Raw genomic sequence first — 21,728 nt, 5'->3', positions numbered from 1 at the left:
GCGCGAGCCCGTCGACGTCGAGCAGGCTCGCGTCGCACCAGCGTGGACCGTGCAGTGCGGCGAGGTTGACGATGGCCCCGGCGGCGTCGGCCGCGGTGCAGCCCGCGAGCTGATCACCCGGCTCGGCATCGACGACGTCCTCGAGCAGCAGTACGAAGTCCGCGCCGTCGCCTCGCGACGCAGCGAGGTAGGCGTGCGGGGCTCGGACCGCGACGGTGCGAGCGAGCTCGGCGTAGAAGCGCACCTCCGCGCGGTAGGCGCCCGCGAGCATCGCGCGCGTGCCACGGTCGGCCGCAGGCAGTTTCGCGAGCACACTCGTCGGCACCCCGTCGCCGGTGAGCACGAGCCGGTGACACGTGCCGATCTGCCCGGTACCGACCCGCGTCGGGAGCACGGTGTCGACACGTGCACCGAGCGCGTCCGACAGCCACCACGGCGTCAACTCGTCGATCTCCGTCACGACGTCAGGCATGCTCGCGCACCCTCCCGGGGTTGACCGGCAGCTCCCGCACGGGGAACCGCGTCCGTATCTCGGACCAGGCGTCGGCGACCGGCGCGAGTTCGGTGGGCGTGACTCCGTGGGCGACGACGCTGTCGGCGCCCAGTTCGAGCTGGCGGCCGATGCCTTCCGCGCACGCGTACGCGGTGCCCGTCGCCGACGCCGCCAGCCACTCCTCGGGCAACAGTGCTCGCACATGCGCGAGTTCGTCGGGCGTCGCGACGGCGTCGATCGCGCCCGCGACGCCACGCACCACCGGGTCGTCCCGGAAACGTGCGAGTACGGCGCGATCCCATCCGTTGGCGGCGACGAGGACGTCGCCGTATCCCTGCAGATAGGTCGCGAGGCGACCGGTGAGCTTGCGCAGCTGCGCGTCCTCGGGCAGCGACTCGGGGACGGTCGCGAGCACCGACCAGATCCGCACGTCCGAGGGCTCGCGACCCGCGTCGGCGGCGGCATTGCGCACGATCTCGACGCTGCGCCGCAGGGTGTCGTCGGTGAAGAAGGTGTGCAGCACGACGCCGTCGGCGCACCGTCCGGCGAGGGCGAGTGAGCGTTCGCCGATCGCCGTCAGCAGGACCGGAACAGCCTCGGCGAAGGACGGATCCTGGCGCAACAGCGGAAAGGTGCCGACGGGCCCGTCGTGGCCGACGACGGTCTCGCCGCACCACAGCCGTCGGTAGAGCCCGATCGCGTCCTCGAGCTGGGCCGTCGTGACCCGCGGTAGACCCATGACGTCGAAGAGCAGGTCGAAGCCCCGGCCGAGCCCCAGCGCGTATCGACCGCCGGACATGCGGTGTGCGGTGACCGCGAGGGTCGCGGTGACGACCGGATGACGCGTGTTCGGATTGGTTGCGGCGGTGGCGATCCCGATACCGGTACTCGTCGCGGCCGCCACCCCCGCGAGCACGCCCGCGTCCTTGGTGTCGAACCGCTCGGACAGGAATACGGCGCCGAGCCCGAGCGACTCGCCCGCGGCGATCTCGTCGAGCAGGCCGCGTGGATCGGACGCGTGCCCCGCGAGCCCGTACCAGCCGAGCTCCGGCATCCGCGCTCGCGCGCCGGACTGCGCTCGTGTCCGGTTCCCCATACACACCTCCGCGTCGCCAAATATGGACGCATGACTGGACACTAGTCCGGTCGCGGAGAATGTAACACCGGCCGCAGGACGGTGGCGAGCCCCGGAACAGAATCCGACGCGCCATACACGTACCGGATCAGGGCACCAGCACGAGCTTGCGCCGACTCAGCGGCGCGGCCGCCCACGCCGCGGCGACGTCCTCGAGCGGGTAGGTCTCGTACTCGACGTGAAGCGTGCCCGCGGCGGCCCAGCCGAGCAGCCGCGCGTACGACTCCGCCATCGCGTCGGCGCCCGCGTGTATCGGCATGAAACCCGTGATGCGCGCGCCTTTCTCGCGCAGCAGTTGTGCGGGCACCGGCGCATCGGCACCCGCACGCTCTCCGATCTGCACGAGCCGTACACCGGGATTGCCCGCCTCGAGCGCCGCGAGTGCGAGCTCGCCCCACGTGTAGTCGAGCACGACATCGACACCACCGTGCGCGCGCAGCTGCATGGCGAGTTCGTCGCGCGAGCACCCACGCGACGCCACGACCGCGGTCGCGCCGAGGTCGCGCGTCGCGTCGAGACTTTCGCCGCCGCGCGCGACCGCGACGATACGGCCGGCTCCGAGCAGCGCCGCGGCCTGGACGGCAAGCCGCCCAACGACACCGGACGCACCGAGGATCACGACGGTCTCGCCGGGGCGCAGTGCCGCCGTGTGCGACAGCGGCATGAGCGCCGCCATGCCCGCATTGCCGAGCGTCGCGGCGACTTCGAACCCGATGGCGTCCGGAATCTCGGTGACGAAGCGCTCGGGAACCAGTGTGCGGTCGGCCATCGCGCCGTACGGGGGCGTCGAGAAACCGAAGTAAACGCGCCTGCGGTCTTCGCTGACACCCGCGCCTTCGATGCCGGCGACGACGGGCAGGGCCCGAGGGCTCAGGTAGTGCGTGCCCGATGCGATCGCCATGTCGACGGCATTGAGCGTGGCCGCCTTGACGTCGACGAGCTTGGCGCCGTCGACAGGCTCGGGACTCGTGAAGTCCCGGTAGACCGGCATTCCGTAGCTTTCGAGCACCGCAGCCTTCATCGCTCTCTCCTTTGCTCGATGGTCCACACTGACTGAATTTATCTTCACTGAATCTCAATTCAGTCTGCGCGCGTGGTGCGGTGCTGTCAAGGACCGTCGTCCGTACACACTGTCGTGAGAAGCTTCCAAGGTGAGTTCACGGCAGGAAAAGGCAGCCCGGACACGAGCAGACCTCCTCGAGGCCGCGACAGTCGTGTTCGCACACAAGGGCTACCTCAACACCACGATCAACGACATCACCGACGAGGCCGGGCGCGCCGCGGGCTCGTTCTACAACCACTTCGACAGCAAGGAATCCCTGCTGCTCGCGCTCGCGGAGGAGATCGGCGAGGACGCCGACGTCCTCATCACGGAAGCCACGGGCGACCTCGCCGACATCGAGCCCCATCTCGAAGTCTTCTGGCAGCTGCAGTCCCGCCATCGTGCCGTCATCGCCGCGCTACGCGAAGCCGCGCTCGTCAATCCGGACTTCGCCGCGGGCATGCGCGACTACTGGGCCGAACAGCTCGAACCGTGGGTCGAGCTGTTCGCGGCGGCCCGCGACAACGGCGCCCAGCTCCCCGGCACCCCGGAGTTCACCGCACAACTCGTCGCCGACCTCGCGACGGCATTCGTCGCCGGCTGGGAAGGCGCCGACCGCGACGGCCTCGCCGCGCTCACCACATTCGTCGAACGCGCACTCGGCGGTTAGCCACCCGAGAACGCCGACAGGCCCCGCGCCCGAGACGAACTCGGGGCGGGGCCTGTCGGGTGGAGCGGTGACTACCTGCGGATCACCGGTAGTCGGCGCCGAAGCCGTAGTCGTCCAGCGGAACAGCAGCGCCGGTGTTCTGGCCGAAGCCGTCCGGGCTGTAGTACTGGTCGTCGTAGCTCGGCACGGCGTATGCCGCGGCACGCGCCTCCTCGGTGGGCTGCACCTGGATGTTCCGGTACCGGTTGATGCCGGTACCGGCCGGGATCAGCTTGCCGATGATGACGTTCTCCTTCAAGCCGATCAGCTTGTCGGAGCGGCAGTTGATCGCGGCGTCGGTGAGCACGCGCGTCGTCTCCTGGAAGGACGCGGCCGAGAGCCACGAATCGGTCGCGAGCGACGCCTTCGTGATGCCCATGAGCACCGGACGACCCGCAGCCGGCTCGCCGCCCTCGGCGACGACGCGGCGGTTGGCCGCCTCGAACTCGGCACGCTCGACCAGCGAACCGGGCAGGAACTCCGTCGAGCCCGAGTCGATGATCGTGACGCGACGCAGCATCTGGCGCACGATCGTCTCGATGTGCTTGTCGTGGATCGACACGCCCTGGCTCCGGTACACCTCCTGGACCTCGTTCACGAGGTGGATCTGCACCTGGCGCGGGCCCATGACGCGCAGCACCTCGTGCGGATCGGCAGCACCTTCCATGAGCTGCTGACCGACCTCGACGTGGTCGCCGTCCGACAGGAGCCGCTCGGTGCCGTCGTCGTGCTTGAACACACGCAGACGCTGGCGCTTCGACAGCTTGTCGTACACGACTTCCTCGCCACCGTCGTCGGGGACGATGGTGATCTTGTAGAAGCGGTCGCCCTCTTCGAGCTGCACCCGGCCGGACACGTCCGCGATGGGAGCCTTGCCCTTCGGGACACGAGCCTCGAACAGCTCCTGGACACGCGGCAGACCACCCGTGATGTCGGCGGCACCCGCGGCGCCACCCTGGTGGAAGGTACGCATCGTGAGCTGCGTGCCGGGCTCACCGATCGACTGTGCGGCGACGATACCGACGGCCTCGCCGATGTCGACGAGCTTGCCGGTGGCCATCGAGCGGCCGTAGCACGTGGCGCACACGCCGGTGGCCGTGGTGCAGGTGAGCACCGAACGGACCTTGACCTCCGTGATGCCCGCTTCGAGCAGCGCGTCGATCGCAGGGTCGCCGAGGTCGTGACCACGCTCGACGATGACGTTGCCGTTCTCGTCGACCGCGTCGGACGCCAGCGTGCGGGCGTACGTCGAGGTCTCGACGTGCGCGTCGCGGATGAGCGAGCCGTCCGGCTGACGCTCGGCGATCGTGGTCATGATGCCGCGCTCGGTACCACAGTCGGTCTCGCGCACGATGACGTCCTGCGACACGTCCACCAGACGACGGGTCAGGTAACCCGAGTCGGCGGTACGCAGCGCGGTGTCGGCCAGACCCTTACGGGCACCGTGCGTGTTGATGAAGTACTCGAGAACGGTCAGGCCCTCCTTGAAGGAGGACTTGATCGGACGCGGGATGAACTCACCCTTCGGGTTCGTCACCAGGCCCTTCATGCCCGCAAGCGACCGAACCTGAGTCATGTTGCCTGCGGCGCCGGACTTCACGATCATCGGGATCGGGTTGTCCTCGGGGAAGTGGGCCTCCATCGCCTTGCCGACCTCGTCGGTGGCCTCGGACCAGATCTTGACGAGAGCACTGTTGCGCTCGGCGTGGTTGAGCGCGCCGCGCTGGTACTTCTTCTCGATCTGATCGGCCTGCGCCTCGAAGTTCTCCATGATGCGCGGCTTCTCCGGCGGCACGAGGACGTCGGAGATCGAGACCGTGACACCCGAACGCGTGGCCCAGTAGAAGCCGGCGTCCTTGAGCTTGTCGACGGTCTGCGCGACCACGATCATCGGGTAACGCTCGGCGAGATCGTTGATGATCGTCGCCTGACGCTTCTTCGGCATCTGCTCGTTGACGAACGGGTAGTCCGCGGGGAGCAGGTCGTTGAACAGCACGCGGCCGAGCGTCGTGGACGCCGTCCACGCGTCGCCTGCATGCCAGCCCTCGGGGAAGAGCTCTTCCTCGATCTCCCGCGACGGACGCTGGTGCGTGAGCCGCACCTTGATCCGCGCCTGCATCGACAGCTCGCCGAGGTCGACAGCCATCTGCGCTTCGGCAGGCGAGCTGTAGACGCCCTGCTCCGCCTGATCGGTGCCTGCGTCCTGGTGCTCGCCGACGGCCCCGTCGACCTCACGCGTGAGGTGGTACAGGCCCGTGACCATGTCCAGACGCGGCATCGCGAGCGGACGGCCCGAGGCGGGCGACAGGATGTTGTTCGACGACAGCATCAGGATGCGCGCCTCGGCCTGCGCCTCCGCCGACAGCGGAAGGTGCACGGCCATCTGGTCGCCGTCGAAGTCGGCGTTGAACGCCTCACAGACGAGCGGGTGCAGCTGGATCGCCTTGCCCTCGACGAGCTGCGGCTCGAACGCCTGGATGCCGAGGCGGTGCAGCGTGGGAGCGCGGTTGAGCAGAACCGGGTGCTCGGCGATGACCTCTTCGAGGACGTCCCACACCTGCGGACGCTGACGCTCGACCATGCGCTTCGCGGACTTGATGTTCTGCGCGTGGTTGAGGTCGACGAGCCGCTTCATGACGAACGGCTTGAACAGCTCGAGCGCCATGAGCTTCGGCAGACCGCACTGGTGCAGCTTGAGCTGCGGGCCGACGACGATGACCGAACGGCCCGAGTAGTCGACACGCTTGCCGAGCAGGTTCTGACGGAATCGGCCCTGCTTGCCCTTGAGCAGATCGGACAGCGACTTGAGCGGGCGGTTGCCCGGACCCGTGACGGGCCGGCCACGACGACCGTTGTCGAACAGCGCGTCGACGGACTCCTGCAGCATCCGCTTCTCGTTGTTGACGATGATCTCGGGAGCGCCGAGGTCGATCAGTCGCTTGAGGCGGTTGTTGCGGTTGATGACGCGGCGGTACAGGTCGTTGAGGTCGGACGTCGCGAAACGGCCGCCGTCGAGCTGCACCATCGGACGCAACTCCGGCGGGATGACCGGAACCGCGTTGAGGACCATGCCCATGGGCGAGTTGCCGCTGGCCTGGAAGCCCGCGACCACCTTGAGCCGCTTGAGCGCACGGAGCTTCTTCTGCCCCTTGCCCGAGCGGATGGTCTCGCGCAGCGACTCGGCCTCGGCGTCGATGTCGAAGTTCTGCATGAGGATCTGGATCGCCTCGGCGCCCATCGCACCCGTGAAGTACTCGCCGTAGCGGTCGACGAGCTCGCGGTAGAGCAGCTCGTCGACGATCAGCTGCTTGGGAGCGAGCTTGGTGAAGGTGTTCCAGATCTCTTCGAGGCGGTCGAGCTCGCGCTGCGCGCGATCGCGCAGCTGACGCATCTCGCGCTCGCCGCCGTCCTTGACCTTGCGGCGGACGTCGGACTTGGCGCCCTCCGCCTCGAGCTCCGCGAGATCGGCTTCGAGCTTCTGCGCACGGGCCTCGAGATCGGCGTCGCGCTGATCGGCGACGGTCTTCTTCTCGACCTCCATCTCGGCCTCGAGGGTCGAGAGTTCGTTGTGACGCAGTTCGTCGTCGACACCGACGACGACGTACGCGGCGAAGTAGATGATCTTCTCGAGATCCTTCGGCGCGAGGTCGAGCAGGTAGCCGAGGCGGCTCGGTACGCCCTTGAAGTACCAGATGTGCGTGACCGGAGCGGCGAGCTCGATGTGGCCCATGCGCTCGCGGCGGACCTTGGCGCGAGTGACCTCGACGCCGCAGCGCTCGCAGATGATGCCCTTGAAGCGGACACGCTTGTACTTACCGCAGTAGCACTCCCAGTCCCGGGTGGGACCGAAGATCTTCTCGCAGAACAGGCCGTCCTTCTCGGGCTTGAGCGTGCGGTAGTTGATGGTCTCCGGCTTCTTGACCTCGCCGTAGGACCAGTTGCGGATGTCCTCCGCACTGGCGAGACCGATTCGGAGTTCATCGAAGAAGTTGACGTCGAGCACGTAACTTCCTTTCCCCATAGGGATTGCGGATCAGCGGTGCGACCCGCTTTTCCTTGACTGCCAATTCGTTTGTGAACTAGACCCTCGACGGGCCGACCCGTTGACGGGCCTTGCCTCCGGGGCGCGCGCACGCGCCCCGGAGACCGCAAGCTAGTTCGCGAGATCGTCCACCGTTGCCGACTCGTTCCTGGACAGGTTGATACCCAGGTTCGCGGCCGCACGCTCGAGATCCTCGTCGTCGCCGTCGGCCATCGCGATGGCCGCGCCGTCACTGGAGAGCACCTCCACGTTCAGGCACAGCGACTGGAGCTCCTTGAGGAGCACCTTGAACGACTCGGGGATGCCCGGCTCGGGGATGTTCTCGCCCTTGACGATGGCCTCGTACACCTTGACGCGGCCGACGACGTCGTCGGACTTGATGGTGAGCAGTTCCTGCAGCGTGTAGGCGGCGCCGTAGGCCTGCATGGCCCAACATTCCATCTCGCCGAAGCGCTGGCCACCGAACTGCGCCTTACCACCGAGCGGCTGCTGCGTGATCATCGAGTACGGACCGGTCGAGCGAGCGTGGATCTTGTCGTCGACGAGGTGGTGCAGCTTGATGATGTACATGTAGCCGACCGAGACCGGGTACGGGAACGGCTCGCCGGAACGGCCGTCGAACAGCGTGGCCTTGCCGTCCTGGCCGACCATCACCTCGCCGTCGCGGTTCGGCCGGGCCGAGCCGAGCAGACCGGTGAGCTCGTCCTCCTTGGCACCGTCGAACACCGGCGTCGCGATGTTCGAGTCGGCGGGAGCGGACAGCATCTCCTCAGGAAGCGACTTCGCCCACTCGGGACGCTCGCCACCGTCGGCGATCTGCACATTCCAGCCGGCCTTGCCGATCCAGCCGAGGTGCGTCTCGAGCACCTGGCCGATGTTCATACGACGCGGCACGCCGTGCGTGTTGAGGATGATGTCGACCGGGGTGCCGTCGGGCAGGAACGGCATGTCCTCCTGCGGGAGGATCTTGCCGATGACGCCCTTGTTGCCGTGGCGGCCTGCGAGCTTGTCGCCGTCCTGGATCTTGCGCTTCTGCGCGACGTAGACGCGGACCAGCTCGTTGACGCCCGGAGGCAGATCGTCGTCGTCCTCGCGCGAGAACACGCGCACACCGATGACCTTGCCGGACTCGCCGTGCGGCACCTTGAGCGACGTGTCGCGCACCTCGCGCGCCTTCTCGCCGAAGATCGCGCGGAGCAGGCGCTCCTCGGGGGTGAGCTCGGTCTCGCCCTTGGGCGTGACCTTGCCGACCAGCACGTCGCCGTCGCGGACCTCCGCACCGATGCGCACGATGCCACGCTCGTCGAGGTCGGCGAGGACCTCGTCCGAGACGTTCGGGATGTCGCGCGTGATCTCCTCGGCACCGAGCTTGGTGTCGCGGGCGTCGATCTCGTGCTCCTCGATGTGGATCGAGGTGAGGACGTCCTCTTCCACGAGGCGCTGCGACAGGATGATCGCGTCCTCGTAGTTGTGGCCTTCCCACGGCATGATCGCCACGAGCAGGTTCTTGCCGAGCGCCATCTCACCGTTCTCGGTGCAGGGGCCGTCGGCGAGGACCTGGCCGGACTCGACCCGCTGGCCCTCGTCCACGATCGGACGCTGGTTGCTGCACGTGCCCTGGTTCGAGCGCGCGAACTTGCGCAGCCGGTACGTCGTGCGGCTTCCGTCGTCTGCCATGACGGTGATGTAGTCGGCCGAGACCTCCTCGACGACGCCCGTCTTGTCGGTGACGATGACGTCGCCCGCGTCGACCGCGGCACGCAGTTCCATACCGGTGCCGACGATCGGCGACTGGCTGCGGATGAGCGGCACCGCCTGACGCTGCATGTTCGCGCCCATGAGGGCACGGTTGGCGTCGTCGTGCTCGAGGAACGGGATCATCGCGGTCGCGACGGAGACCATCTGCCGCGGCGAGATGTCCATGTAGTCGACCTCGCTCGGGTCGATCAGCTCGACCTCGCCGCCCTTTCGGCGCACCAGGACGCGATCCTCCGAGAAACGACCCTCGGCGTCGACCTCGGCATTGGCCTGGGCCTTGACGAAACGATCCTCTTCGTCGGCCGTGAGGTAGACGATGTCGTCCGTGACGCGGCCGTCGACGACCTTGCGGTAAGGCGTCTCGATGAAGCCGAACGGGTTGACCCGGGCGTACACCGACAGCGAACCGATCAGGCCGATGTTCGGGCCCTCAGGGGTCTCGATCGGGCACATGCGGCCGTAGTGCGACGGGTGGACGTCGCGGACCTCGAGGCCCGCGCGCTCACGCGAGAGACCACCCGGGCCGAGCGCCGACAGACGACGCTTGTGGGTCAGCCCCGACAGCGGGTTGTTCTGGTCCATGAACTGCGACAGCTGCGACGTGCCGAAGAACTCCTTGATCGCCGCCACGACGGGGCGGATGTTGATCAAGGTCTGCGGCGTGATCGCCTCGACGTCCTGCGTCGTCATGCGCTCGCGCACGACGCGCTCCATGCGGGACAGGCCCACGCGGATCTGGTTCTGGATCAGCTCGCCGACGGTGCGCAGGCGACGGTTGCCGAAGTGGTCGATGTCGTCGACCTCGACCGGCACCTCGACGCCACCGGGGACCGTCATCGTCGTGTCGCCCGCGTGCAGACGCACGAGGTACTCGATCGTCGCGACGATGTCCTCTTCGGTGAGGGTCGACGCCTCGATCGGCTGACCCGAGTTCAGGCCCAGCTTCTTGTTGATCTTGTAGCGGCCGACCTTGGCGAGGTCGTAGCGCTTGTCCTTGAAGAACAGGTTCTCCAGCAGCGTCTGCGCCGACTCCTTGGTGGGCGGCTCGCCCGGACGCAGCTTGCGGTAGATGTCGAGCAGCGCCTCGTCGGTGCCTGCCGTGTTGTCCTTCTCGAGCGTCGCCATGAGGATCTCGGAGAAGCCGAAGCGCTCCGTGATCTGCTCGGTGGTCCAGCCGAGGGCCTTGAGCAGCACCGTGACGGGCTGACGGCGCTTGCGGTCGATGCGCACACCGACGGTGTCGCGCTTGTCGACGTCGAACTCGAGCCACGCGCCACGACCGGGGATGACCTTGACGCTGTGCAGCGTCTTCTCGGTGCTCTTGTCGATCGTCTCGTCGAAGTAGACACCGGGGCTACGCACGAGCTGCGACACGACGACTCGCTCGGTGCCGTTGATGACGAACGTGCCCTTGTCGGTCATCATCGGGAAGTCGCCCATGAAGACCGTCTGGCTCTTGATCTCGCCGGTGTTGTTGTTGATGAACTCCGCGGTGACGAACAGCGGAGCCGCGTACGTCATGTCCTTGTCTTTGCACTCGTCGATCGAGGCCTTGACCTCGTCGAAACGAGGATCGGAGAACGACAGGGACATCGAACCGGAGAAGTCCTCGATCGGAGAGAGCTCCGCCAGGACGTCCTCGAGACCACCCGACACCGCGACGTCGCCGCGGGCCGCGGCGCGCTCGCGCCAACTCTGGGCACCGACCAGCCACTCGAACGAATCGGTTTGGAGATCCAGGAGCCCGGGGACTGCGAGCGGTTCGCGGATCTTCGCGAACGAGACCCTCTTCGGGGCTCCGGGGATTCCGGAAACTGCCTTGGTCTGGCTAGAGACTGCCAAGATGCGTCCTTCCAGCACCTCACGCGGGCCGCTCTTGCAGGTGCGACCGCCGCTGTATCTGCTTCGAATTCCGCTGGTCGCAACCCGAACGAAACTCGTCAGAAAGGCACTGTGAAGTGGTTACTTCGCAGTAGGTCGGACGAGGGGTGGACAGGAGGCAGCCAGCGCAACGTCCAAACTTACAGCAAATCGTGACAGATGTCGAACGACGCGGGGAGGAACATACGCTCACGGCTCGCTTGGCTGCAGAATGCCGCGACGCGTCCCGATCAGACTGACGCGTCCGCGTCGCCACGTCAAGACAGACGCGCTCTCCACCGGCCCGAACCGCGAGTCGCACGCCGCGCCGCGCCGATCCCTGTGCCGTCGGACACAGTGCGGTAACAATGTCCCCGGACGACAGTCCCGTGCACGACAGACGACAGTCCCGTGGACGACAGACGACAGACGGATACGAGCAGGTCGGGGGCGACACCATGACGTCAGGGTCGGCAACATGAGGCGTTGGAGCTCGTTCGTGGTGGCTCGTCCGCGCACAGTGCTCGCGGTCGTGCTCGTCCTCGTCGCGATCGCAGGCGTGTGGGGTGCGGGCGTGTTCTCGCGGCTGAGCCTGGGCGGCTACACCGATCCGGGCAGCGAGTCGGCTCAGGTCGAGCAGATCGTCGACGAGCACTTCGGCAGGCAGACGCCCGACCTCGTCGTGGTCTACACGGCGCGGGCAGGCGAGAGTCTCGACGAGCTCGGGCCCGCGGTCGCGGCGCGAGTCGACGCGCTCGATCCCACGCTGCTCGCGGGGGAACCGATGTCGTACTGGTCGGCCCCGCCGCCCGCGGCACCCTTCCTCCGTTCGACCGACGGCGAGCGCGGGATGCTCGTGTTGCCGCTCGCAGGCGACGAGAGTTCACGGATCGCCGACGTCGGGCAGTTCGAGGACGCGCTGCGCATCGACGGCGTCGACACCGAGTTCAGCGGTTTCTCGGTGGTCGCGGACGCGTACAACTCGATCTCGGAATCCGACCTCGTGACGGCCGAGTCCGTGTCGTTTCCGATCCTGATGGTCCTGCTGCTCGTGATCTTCGGCAGCGTGGTGGGCGCCGCGGTGCCACTGTGCATCGGCGGCATGGCGATCGTCGTCTCCCTCGGGATGCTGCGCGTGCTGTCGCACTTCACCGAGGTCAGCGGTTTCGCGGTCAACATCGCGAGCCTCGTCGGCCTCGGCATGTCGATCGACTACGGATTGTTCGTCGTCACCCGCTTCCGCGAAGAACTCCGTTCGGGCTCGTCGCCGGCCGATGCGCTGCACCGCACGCTCGCGACCGCCGGACGCACGGTCGGGTTCTCCGCGCTGCTGCTCGGGTGCGGCTTCCTCGGGATGCTCGTGTTCCCGCAGGCCCTCGTGCGCTCGTTCGCATACGGCGGCATGTTCGCGGTGCTGATCGCGGCGGCCCTGGCGCTCAGCGCGCTGCCCGCCGCCCTCGCGCTGCTCGGCAGGCGCATCGACGCGCTGTCGTGGCGTCGCGGTGTCGTCGATCGCAGCGAGGCACGGGCCGTCCGGTTCTGGGGTGGCGTCGCGAGCACCGTCATGCGCCGACCGGTCGCGGTCGCGACCGCGGTCACGGCGGTGCTGGTGTTCCTCGCCCTTCCGCTCGGGTCGGCGTCGCTCGGCGACCTCGACCACACGGGGCTGCCCGCCGGCCATCCCGCACGCACCGCGGTCGACGACATCGCGCGCGACTTCCCGATGTCGAACAACGGGGCGACCCTGCTGCTGCAGGGCGCCGACGGCGCACCGCCGACGCCCGAGCAGAACCTGCGCTTCTCGTCGGCTCTGGATCGCGTCGACGGCGTGTCGCGCGTACTTCCGGTCGGCACGGCCGAGGACTTCACGGTGGTGCGCGCGGTGCTCGACGGTGCGGATCGCAGTGCCGAGGCGCTCGCCGCGGTCGAGCGGCTTCGGGTGATGCCGGTGCCCGAGGGCACGACACTGCGCATCGGCGGCCTCAACGCCGCGACCATCGACGGAGTCGACGCGATGGGCTCGCGGCTGCCGTGGATGATCGCCACGATGATCGCCGCGACGTGCGTCGCGATGTTCGCGGCCTTCCGCTCGGTGCTGCTGCCGGTCAAGGCGGTCGCGATGGCGGCACTGAGCCTCGCGGCCACCTTCGGCATCCTCACGTGGATCTTCGAGCAGGGTCACGGCGCGCACCTGCTCGGTGTCGATCCGGGACCGCTGCCGGGCGCGATGGTGTTGCTGATCGTGGCGGTGGTGTTCGGGCTGTCGACGGACTACGAGATCTTCCTGCTCTCACGCATGAGCGAGGCGCACCGTCGCGGCGCATCCACGCGCGACGCGGTGCGCGAAGGCATCGCCCGCACCGGCCGCATCGTGACGGCGGCCGCCGCGCTCCTGGTCGTCGTGACGGGCGCGTTCACCCTCTCTGATCTGACGATGATGCGGTTCATCGGTGTCGGCATGATCGTGGCGCTCGTGATCGACACGACACTCGTGCGGATGCTGCTCGTGCCTGCACTCGTCGCGCTCATGGGCGAGGCGAACTGGTGGGCTCCGCGTTGGGCACGCGCATCGACGACGCCTCCCCGTGCGTCCGATCCCGATCCGGAACATGCTGTGTCACAGAGCAATACCGCTGCCGTCGACTGAGTTGACAAGGTGGCGACCGAATTCGGTTGTCCGCTAAGTTGATCCAACCTTCAACGGTTAATGTCGTACGACAGTACCAGTTTTTCCGAGCTCGCGTGGTCCATCGGAAGAATGTCCGAAAAGGTCGACACACGAGCCTCATTCGCCCGTCTCTGCCACGTGGACGGACGCGGGTCGAGCCGCTAGCCTCACTGGCGCTCGTACGCCTGTCGCATCCGTCGCCGACGGCATGGTGCGCGAGCCGTCTTCGTTCCACTCGTACGCACGCACAGACGCACGGGAGCACACACATGGTCGAGGTAGCGATCGTCGGCATGGCCTGCCGGCTGCCGGGCGGGGTCGACAGCCCCCGCTCCTACTGGGATTTCCTCACGAACAAGGGCGACGGCATCGTCGACGTGCCGCCCGACCGCTGGAGCATCGACAAGTACTACGACCCGGATCCGGACGCGCCCGGACGGATGTACACCCGCAAGGGCGGCTTCCTCACCCAGTCGCTGTGGGACTTCGACCCCGAGTTCTTCGGAATCTCACCCCGCGAGGGCTCGGTCATGGATCCGCAGCAGCGGCTGTTGCTCGAGGTCGCGTGGGAGGCTCTCGACGACGCGGGCGCGGCCGCGCGGGTCGCCGGCCGTCCCGTCGGCGTGTACGTCGGCGGCTTCACCAACGACAGCACGATGTCTCGGGTCTCGGCGAAGGCGCGGCCGTCGATCGACGGGCACACGCCCACGGCGTCGTCGTTCACGTTGTTGTCCAACCGGATCTCGTTCGCGCTCGACCTGCGCGGGCCGAGCATGACGATCGACACCGCCTGCTCGTCGTCGCTGGTCGCATTCCACGAGGCGACGCAGGCGATCACGCGCGGCGAATGCGAAGCCGCACTCGTGGGTGGCGTCAACGCGATGCTCCAGCCGGAGACGTTCGTGTCGATGTGCAAGGGCCGCTTCCTGTCGGCCGACGGGAGGTGCAAGACGTTCGACGCTACGGCCGACGGTTACGGCCGCGGCGAGGGTGCGGGCATGGTTCTGCTCATGCCGCTCGACGACGCGATCCGTCGCGGCGACCGGATCTACGCCGTCGTCCGCGGCACCGGCGTCAATCAGGACGGCCGCACCATCGCACTCACGGTGCCGAATGCGGACGCGCAGCACGAGCTCGCGGCGCGCGTGGCCGCCGAGGCCGGGATCGAGCCGCATCGCGTCGGGTACGTCGAGGCACACGGCACCGGCACCGCGGTCGGCGACCCCCTCGAGATGCGCGCGCTGGGCCGCGCATACGGCGCCGTCGCGGCACGCACCACTCCCCTACCGGTCGGCGCGGTCAAGGCGTCGATCGGTCACACGGAGGCTGCGGCGGGCGTCGCGAGCGTGATCAAGAGCGCGCTCACGGTGTACCACCGCACGCTCGCGCCCCAGGCGTGGCTGGACACCCTCAATCCCGAGATCCCGTTCGACGACCTGAATCTGCGCGTCGTCACCGAGGTCGAGCCGTTCCCCGGCACCGAAAGCGCGATCGTCGCGGTCAACGGTTTCGGCTACGGCGGAACCAATGCGCACGTGCTGCTCGAACAGCCTCCCGCACACGTCGACGGCCCTCGCGGCCGGCGGCCACGCACCGGGCTTCTGCCGCTGTCGGGCCGTCACGAAGGCGCGGTGCGCGACACAGCGCGCCGACTCGCGGATCTGGTCGAGTCGGGTGCCGACGCGCACGCCGTCGCCGAGGCCCTGTGGACGCGCCGAGCACACCACCTGCACCGCGCTGCCCTCCCGGTCGACGTGCCGGGCGCCTCCGCCGATCTGCCGCAGCGGCTGCGCGTCTTCGCCGACGGCGACGGCCGCGTCACGCCGCGCGCGGTCGGCGCGGACCACCACGACCCGGTGTTCGTGTTCAGCGGTATGGGCCCGCAATGGTGGGCGATGGCGCGCGATCTCCTCGAACACGACGGCCCCTTCCGAGACGAGGCGCTGCGCATCGACGACGCATTCCGCCGCATCGCAGGCTGGTCGATCGTCGAGGAACTCTCACGGCCCGAGGACGAATCGCGGGTCGCGAACACCGCGATCGCACAGCCCGCGAACTTCCTCGTGCAGGTCTCCCTCGTCGCCCATCTCGCATCGGCAGGCGTCGCGCCGACCGCAGTGGCCGGGCACAGCGTGGGCGAGGTGTCGGCCGCGTACGTGTCGGGGCAGTTGAGCCTCGACGACGCGCTGCTGGTGAGCCTGCACCGCGCGCGGCTGCAGGCGACGACCGCGGGCACGGGCGGCATGCTCGCGGTGGGGCTTCCGGAAACCGATGTCCTGACCTGGATCCCGGCCGACGGCAGCGTGTCGATCGCAGCGGTCAACAGCCCGTCGTCGGTCACGCTCGCGGGGGCCGACGACGCACTCGCGGTACTGCACGAGCAGCTGACCGCGGAGGGATTGTTTTCGCGCAGGCTGCGCGTCGAGGTGCCGTACCACTGCCATCTGATGGACCCGATCCTGCCCGAGATCGAACGCACCCTCGCCTCGCTCGACCCGCGCCCGCCGCGGGTTCCGCTGTACTCGACGGTCACCGCGGCCCGCGTCACCGACGGCGCGTGGGACGGGGCCTACTGGTGCGACAACGTGCGGCGTCCCGTGCGATTCGCCGACACGATCGCGGCACTGATCGCCGACGGACATCGCGTGTTCGTCGAGGTCGGTCCGCACCCGGTGCTGTCCGGCAACATTCGCGAGATCCTCGTGCGCTCGGGCGAGAGCGGCGCCGCGGTAGGCACTCTCGTGCGAGATGCCCGCGACGACGAGTCGCTGCTGCACACGATCTCCGGCCTGTTCGTCGCCGGCGTCCTCGAACCGGGCCGGGCCCCGGTGTTCGGTGCGTCCGCCGACGACTCGGGCGCCACGCCGCACCTCGATCTGCCGCCGTATCCGTGGCAACGCAGGCGCCTGTGGCACGAAGCGGATGCCGTCGCCCGCGACCGCCTCGGCACCGCGGACAGCTTTCCGATGCTCGGCGAACGCACCGAAGCGCATGCCGACGAGTGGGAGGTCGAACTGTCGGTGGCGCGGCTGCCGTGGCTACGCGAGCACGTCGTGGACGGGCTCGTCGTGTTGCCCGGTGCCGCGTACCTCGACGCGGCGCTCAGCGCGGCACGCGCGCGGACCGGCCGCACCGCACTCGCGCTCGAGGACGTCCGCTTCGTCGCGCCCCTCGTCGTCGATGCGCACACGGTCCCTACGCTGCGGTTGTCGGTCGAGCCGTCCACTCGACGCTTCACCGTCTCGTCACGCGCCCACGACGGCGACGCCTGGACGACGAATGCCCTCGGCCGGCTCGTCGAAGCGCCCGTCGTCGGCCGCGAACCCCAGCAGGCCGAAGCCCCGGCGACAGCAGGCATCACGGCAGACGAACACCGGCAGTACACGATCGACGGACCGTCGCTCTACGCCGCCCTCGCCGGCCGCGGTCTCGAGTACGGTGCCTCGTTCCGGTGTATCGACCGCGCCCACGTCGATGCCGACGAACCCGACGTCGTCCGTGCCTTTCTCGACACGACACACCTCGCGGGCGACCGGCACCTGGCCCATCCGGCCGCGGTCGACGCGGCGCTGCAGTGCGTCGCGCTGCTCGCGAGCTCGCCCGAGACCGGAACGGGCGCAGTCGTCCCCGCACGCGTCCGTTCCGTGCACCGGGTGCGCGCACTCCCCGACCTGACGACGGTGCACGTGCGGCGCACCGGGACGGCACCCCTGCGCGCCGATGTCATCATGACCGACGCGACCGGGAACACCCCGGGCGCTACGGTCCTCACGATGACCGGAGTCGAGTTCCGCCCGGTCGCGCCGCCCGCGGAGCCCACGGCACGGCTCCGCACCCTCCTGTACGAGCCCGAATGGGAGTTGCGGGATCCGCGCGAGCAGACGGCCGCCGCGACGGAGGCACGACGCGAGCACGCAGTCGTCGTGGCCTTCGGCGACGAGCCGACTCCGCTCACAGACGCGCTCGCGCGGTCTCGCCCGTCCGCACAGGTCGTCGTGGGCACGCCCGCGTCCCTGGACACGACCCTCGTCGGCGATCTCCTGGACGCGGTGCGGGACGGGCTCGGCCTACCCGGGGTCGAGCAGGCGACCCTGGTCGTCGTGCCCACCGACACGTGGACTGCCGCCGACAACGCGTACGGGCTCGTCGCCGTCGCCCGTGCGGCGGCGAGGACCGACGCGGTGCGTGCGGTCGTGGTGACCCACGGCGCACTGTGGCTGCCGACCGACACCGCCCGCAGTGCCGGGCACGCGCATCCGTTCGCTCCGCTGGTCGGTGCCCGCCGTTCGCTCGCCAACGAACAGCCCCACGTCAAGTGGCGCCTCGTGGACGTCGGCACCGACACGCGCACGGACGAACTGGTGGCCGAGACGCTCGGTGTCGGGGTGTTCGCGAGCGACGACGCCGACGAGGTCGCCCTGCGTCAGGGTGCTCGCTGGGTGATCCGCATGAGGCACACCTACGACGCTCACCGCGACGAAGGGAATGTCCCACGCCCGCTCACCGACGCCGACGCGTCGTTCGCGGTCGAGACGCCCCCGTCGCGCCTGCTGACCGATCTCGCGCTCCGCGAGTGTGCCCGCAGCGAGCCCGGACCCGGGCAGATCGAGGTGCGCATCGACGCGATCGGCCTGAACTACAAGGATCCACTCAAGGTGATGGGCCTGCTCACCGAGCGCGAACTGGACGGCACGTACTTCGGCACCGATCTCGCCCTCGAAGCAAGTGGCACGGTCGTACGGACCGGCCCCGAGGTCACCGAGTTCGCGGTGGGCGACCGGCTCGGAGTAGGCGTACGGAACATGATGCGCCGCTACGTCACGATCGGTGTCGGCGAGGGCAACACCACCGCGGTGCCGCAGGATTGGCAACCGGGACAGTGCAGTTCGACCCTTCCCTATCTGACGGCCGAGTACGGCCTCGTCGATCTCGCGCACGCAGGCGCGGACGATGTCGTGCTGGTGCACGGCGCGGCGGGCGGCATGGGCATGGCGGCGGTCCATGTGGCGCGCCGACTCGGCGCCACGGTCGTCGCGACCGCGAGCACCCCCGAACGACGCGCCGTGGCAGCAGAGGCGGGTGCCCACCACACACTCGACTCACGCTCGGTCGATTTCGTCGACGCCGTGCTGCGACTCACCGACGGGCGCGGAGCCGACGTCGTGTACACGTCCGCCCCCGGGGAGATCGCGGCCCAGAACCTGCGGGCCGCCGCGGAGTTCGGCCGCATCGTCGAGATCGGGAAGGCCGACATCTACGGCGGCGGGGTGCTCGACCTCGCGCCGTTCGACCGCAACCTGTCGTACTTCGCGGTCGACATGGACCGCATGCTCGCGCACCGCCCGCAGGTCGTGCGGGCCGTCACCCGGCGCGTCGTGGACCTGCTCGCACAGGGCGTCTACCCACACCTGCCGTACACGACCTACCCGCTCGACCGCATCGCCGAGGCGTTCGAGGCCGTCGCGCGCTCCACGCACACCGGTCGCGTCGTGCTGGCCCTCGACTCCCCCGAACCGGCGGTGCGACCGCGGCTTCCGCACGTCGCGATCGATCCGGACGGGTCGTACCTGGTCACCGGCGGGTTCGGCGCCTTCGGCCTCGCCGTCGCACGGCGGCTCGCGGCCGACGGTGCCCGGCACCTCATCCTCGCGAGCCGGTCCGGCCCGACCACCGACGCGGCGCGCGGCGCTGTCGCCGAACTGCGCGAGGCAGGTGTCGACGTCACGACCGCGACACTCGACGTCGCAGACCACGAGCAGGTCCACGCGGCGATCGCGCATGCCGTCGACGGCCCCTACCCGCTGCGCGGCGTGTTCCACACCGCCGGACTGGTCGACAACCGGCCGGTGCACGACATCACGCACGACTCCCTGCGCGCGACGTTCGCACCCAAGGTCGACGGTGGCTGGAATCTGCATCGGGCGACGGTCGACGCCGGCGCGCAACTCGACGCCTTCGTGCTGTTCTCGTCGGTCAGCGCGCTCACCGGCGGCACGCCGCAGCTCGCCTACTCGGCGGCCAACGCGTCGCTCGACGCCCTCGCATCCGAGCGTCGCGCGGCGGGCCTGCCCGCCCTCACCGTCGCGTGGGGGTCGATGAGCGGAGGCGGAATGGCCGAGGCGAACGACGAGACGGTGCGCTATCTCGCGCTCCTGGGGTTCCGGCCGATCGACATGACCGATGCGACGGCGATGCTGACGGAATGCATGCGCCTCGAAGTCCCGCATGTCGCCGTCATGGACGTCGACTGGGAACAGTGGGGCGCGACGAACGGCGCGAGCCGTGCCAATCCCCGCTTCGCCGAGCACATCCGGGACGCCACGGCGGGGGGCACCGGGGCATCGGCACTGCAGGCCGAGATACTCGCACTTCCCGAGGACCAGCGCGGCGATGTCGTCACCTACATCCTCGCCGAACAGCTCGCGGTGGTGATGGGCGTACCCGCGGACGCGGTCGACGTGCTCACCCCGCTTCCGGATCTCGGGATGGACTCGCTCATGGCGATCGAGTTCGCGGCACGCGCGGGCAAAACACTCGGCATCGAGATCTCGGTACTCGAGTTCGGACGCGGCTCGGGACTGTCGACGATCGGGACGAAGCTCGCGGCGACGCTCGCCGCGGACGGGCCCCCGCCTGCCACGGCACCGACCGGCGAGGTCGCGGCGGTGAGTGCGTGAGCTCCGACGCACGCGACATCGCCCGCAGGCTTCTGGCAGGCACCGATTCCGGGCCCGGTGTGCCCACCCCCGCGCCCACGACGTCCGCGAGCCCGAACAGGCGCACCAGGCCCCGCCACGACCCCACCTTCGCCGATCACCCCGATGTCGTCGCGACGAAACGGATCTACGGCAGCCTCGACGAGGTATTCGGCGCGGCGGGGCTGACGAACCCGTTCTTCCATCCGCACGACGGCACCAACGGCGCCACCGTCAGCTACTCCGGGCGTGAGCTGATCAACTTCGGCAGCTTCAGCTATCTCGGCCTCGCCGAGGATCCGCGGGTACGCGAGGCGGCGAAGGACGCGATCGACGTGTACGGCACGTCGGTGTCCGCGAGCCGCATCGTCTCGGGGCAGATCCCCCTCTACAGCGACCTCGAACGGCGGCTCGCCGACGCATACGCAGTCGACGACGCGGTGGTGACCACGAGCGGGTACTCGACCAACACCGCGGCGGTCGGCTACCTGTTGGGCGCGGGCGACCTCGCGGTGTGCGACTCGCTCGTGCACAGCAGCATCGTGTCGGGCACCCGATGGGCCGGGTGCAAGCGGATCTCGTTCCGTCACAACGACCCCGACTCGCTCGACGCCGTGCTGCGGATGTCCCGTGGCAGCTTCGAGCGCGCGCTCGTCGTACTCGAAGGCCACTACAGCATGGACGGCGACGTTCCCCCTCTACCCGAACTGATCGAGGTCGCGCGCAGGCACGACTGTTCGATCATGATCGACGAGGCGCACTCGTTCGGTGTACTCGGCCGCACCGGCCTCGGCGTACGCGAGTTGTTCGATCTCCCCGGCGACGCCGTCGACATCTGGATGGGCACGCTGTCGAAGGCACTCGGCAGCTGCGGCGGATTCCTCGCAGGCAATGCAGATCTCGTGCGCGGGTTCAAGTATTCGGCCCCGGGCGTGAGCCTGTACGCGACGGGCCCGGCGCCGTCGGCCGTCGCCGCCGCGCGGGCCGCATTCGACGTGATGCGCGCCGAACCGGAACGCGTCGAACGTGTGCAGGCGAACGGCGCACTGCTGCACCGGACGGCACTCGAGCACGGATTCGACGTCGGCATGTCGCAGGGCACGCCGATCGTGCCGATCCTGGTGCGCGACACCGACCGCGCGGCGCTCGCGTCGACGGCGATGATGGAACGCGGCGTCAACACGACGGCGATCACACATCCGTCGGTTCCCGCCGGCGAGGAGCGTCTGCGGTTCTTCGTCTCGAGCGACCACACGCCCGACCAGATCGAATATGCCATGGCGACACTGCGAGAGGTGGTCGATTCCCTGTGACGACACGAGGTCC

Annotated in this window: 8 protein-coding genes and 1 pseudogene; 4 read left to right on the top strand and 5 right to left on the bottom strand. The window is 68.9% G+C overall.

From position 1 onward, the window contains the following. From HCA44_RS15690 to HCA44_RS15680, 3 genes and pseudogenes are all read right to left on the bottom strand, one after another. Positions 1–472 (bottom strand): annotated as a pseudogene (locus HCA44_RS15690) (hypothetical protein); the annotation flags it as partial. After that, positions 465–1,589, bottom strand: coding sequence for a TIGR03857 family LLM class F420-dependent oxidoreductase (locus HCA44_RS15685; RefSeq protein WP_169650010.1), 1,125 nt, complete (start codon positions 1,587–1,589; stop codon positions 465–467). The gene HCA44_RS15685 and the pseudogene HCA44_RS15690, both read right to left, overlap by 8 nt. 127 nt (positions 1,590–1,716) lie before the next feature. Beyond that, the gene (locus HCA44_RS15680) at positions 1,717–2,649 is read right to left on the bottom strand and encodes a zinc-binding dehydrogenase (protein WP_169650008.1); all 933 of its coding nucleotides are present in this window, start codon (positions 2,647–2,649) and stop codon (positions 1,717–1,719) included. 130 nt (positions 2,650–2,779) lie between these two features. On the opposite strand from HCA44_RS15680, the gene HCA44_RS15675 reads away from it, so the two are divergent. Then, positions 2,780–3,340, top strand: a complete 561-nt coding sequence (locus HCA44_RS15675) for a TetR/AcrR family transcriptional regulator (protein ID WP_169650006.1) — start codon at positions 2,780–2,782, stop codon at positions 3,338–3,340. 82 nt (positions 3,341–3,422) lie between these two features. Here the strand turns inward: HCA44_RS15675 and HCA44_RS15670 are convergent, their stop codons facing one another. Then, positions 3,423–7,382: a DNA-directed RNA polymerase subunit beta' gene (locus HCA44_RS15670; RefSeq protein ID WP_169650043.1), complete on the bottom strand. Its 3,960-nt coding sequence runs from the start codon at positions 7,380–7,382 to the stop codon at positions 3,423–3,425. Between the two features lie 150 nt (positions 7,383–7,532). Further along, on the bottom strand, positions 7,533–11,039 hold the full coding sequence (locus HCA44_RS15665) for a DNA-directed RNA polymerase subunit beta (RefSeq protein ID WP_169650004.1): 3,507 nt from the start codon (positions 11,037–11,039) through the stop codon (positions 7,533–7,535). A gap of 478 nt (positions 11,040–11,517) precedes the next feature. Here HCA44_RS15665 and HCA44_RS15660 point away from each other — a divergent pair, with 478 nt between their 5' ends. The 3 genes from HCA44_RS15660 to HCA44_RS15650 all read left to right on the top strand — a co-directional run bounded on the left by HCA44_RS15660 (position 11,518) and on the right by HCA44_RS15650 (position 21,715). Then, complete coding sequence (locus HCA44_RS15660) at positions 11,518–13,686, top strand: MMPL family transporter (protein ID WP_169650002.1); 2,169 nt, start codon at positions 11,518–11,520, stop codon at positions 13,684–13,686. A 290-nt stretch (positions 13,687–13,976) separates the two neighbouring features. After that, positions 13,977–20,384 carry a type I polyketide synthase gene (locus HCA44_RS15655; RefSeq protein WP_169650000.1) on the top strand — a complete coding sequence of 2,136 codons (6,408 nt, stop codon included), beginning with the start codon at positions 13,977–13,979 and terminating at the stop codon, positions 20,382–20,384. Next, entirely contained in the window at positions 20,381–21,715 is a 1,335-nt protein-coding gene (locus HCA44_RS15650) for an aminotransferase class I/II-fold pyridoxal phosphate-dependent enzyme (protein WP_169649998.1), read from the top strand. The genes HCA44_RS15655 and HCA44_RS15650 overlap by 4 nt, the downstream gene beginning before the upstream one ends. The last annotated feature ends 13 nt before the right edge of the window (positions 21,716–21,728 follow it).

Source organism: Rhodococcus sp. HNM0569 (assembly GCF_012726205.1).
In the GTDB taxonomy this organism is placed as follows: Bacteria; Actinomycetota; Actinomycetes; order Mycobacteriales; family Mycobacteriaceae; genus Rhodococcus_F.
The sequence above is the reverse complement of the archived record's forward strand: the minus strand, read 5'-3'. Positions and strand labels throughout refer to the sequence as shown.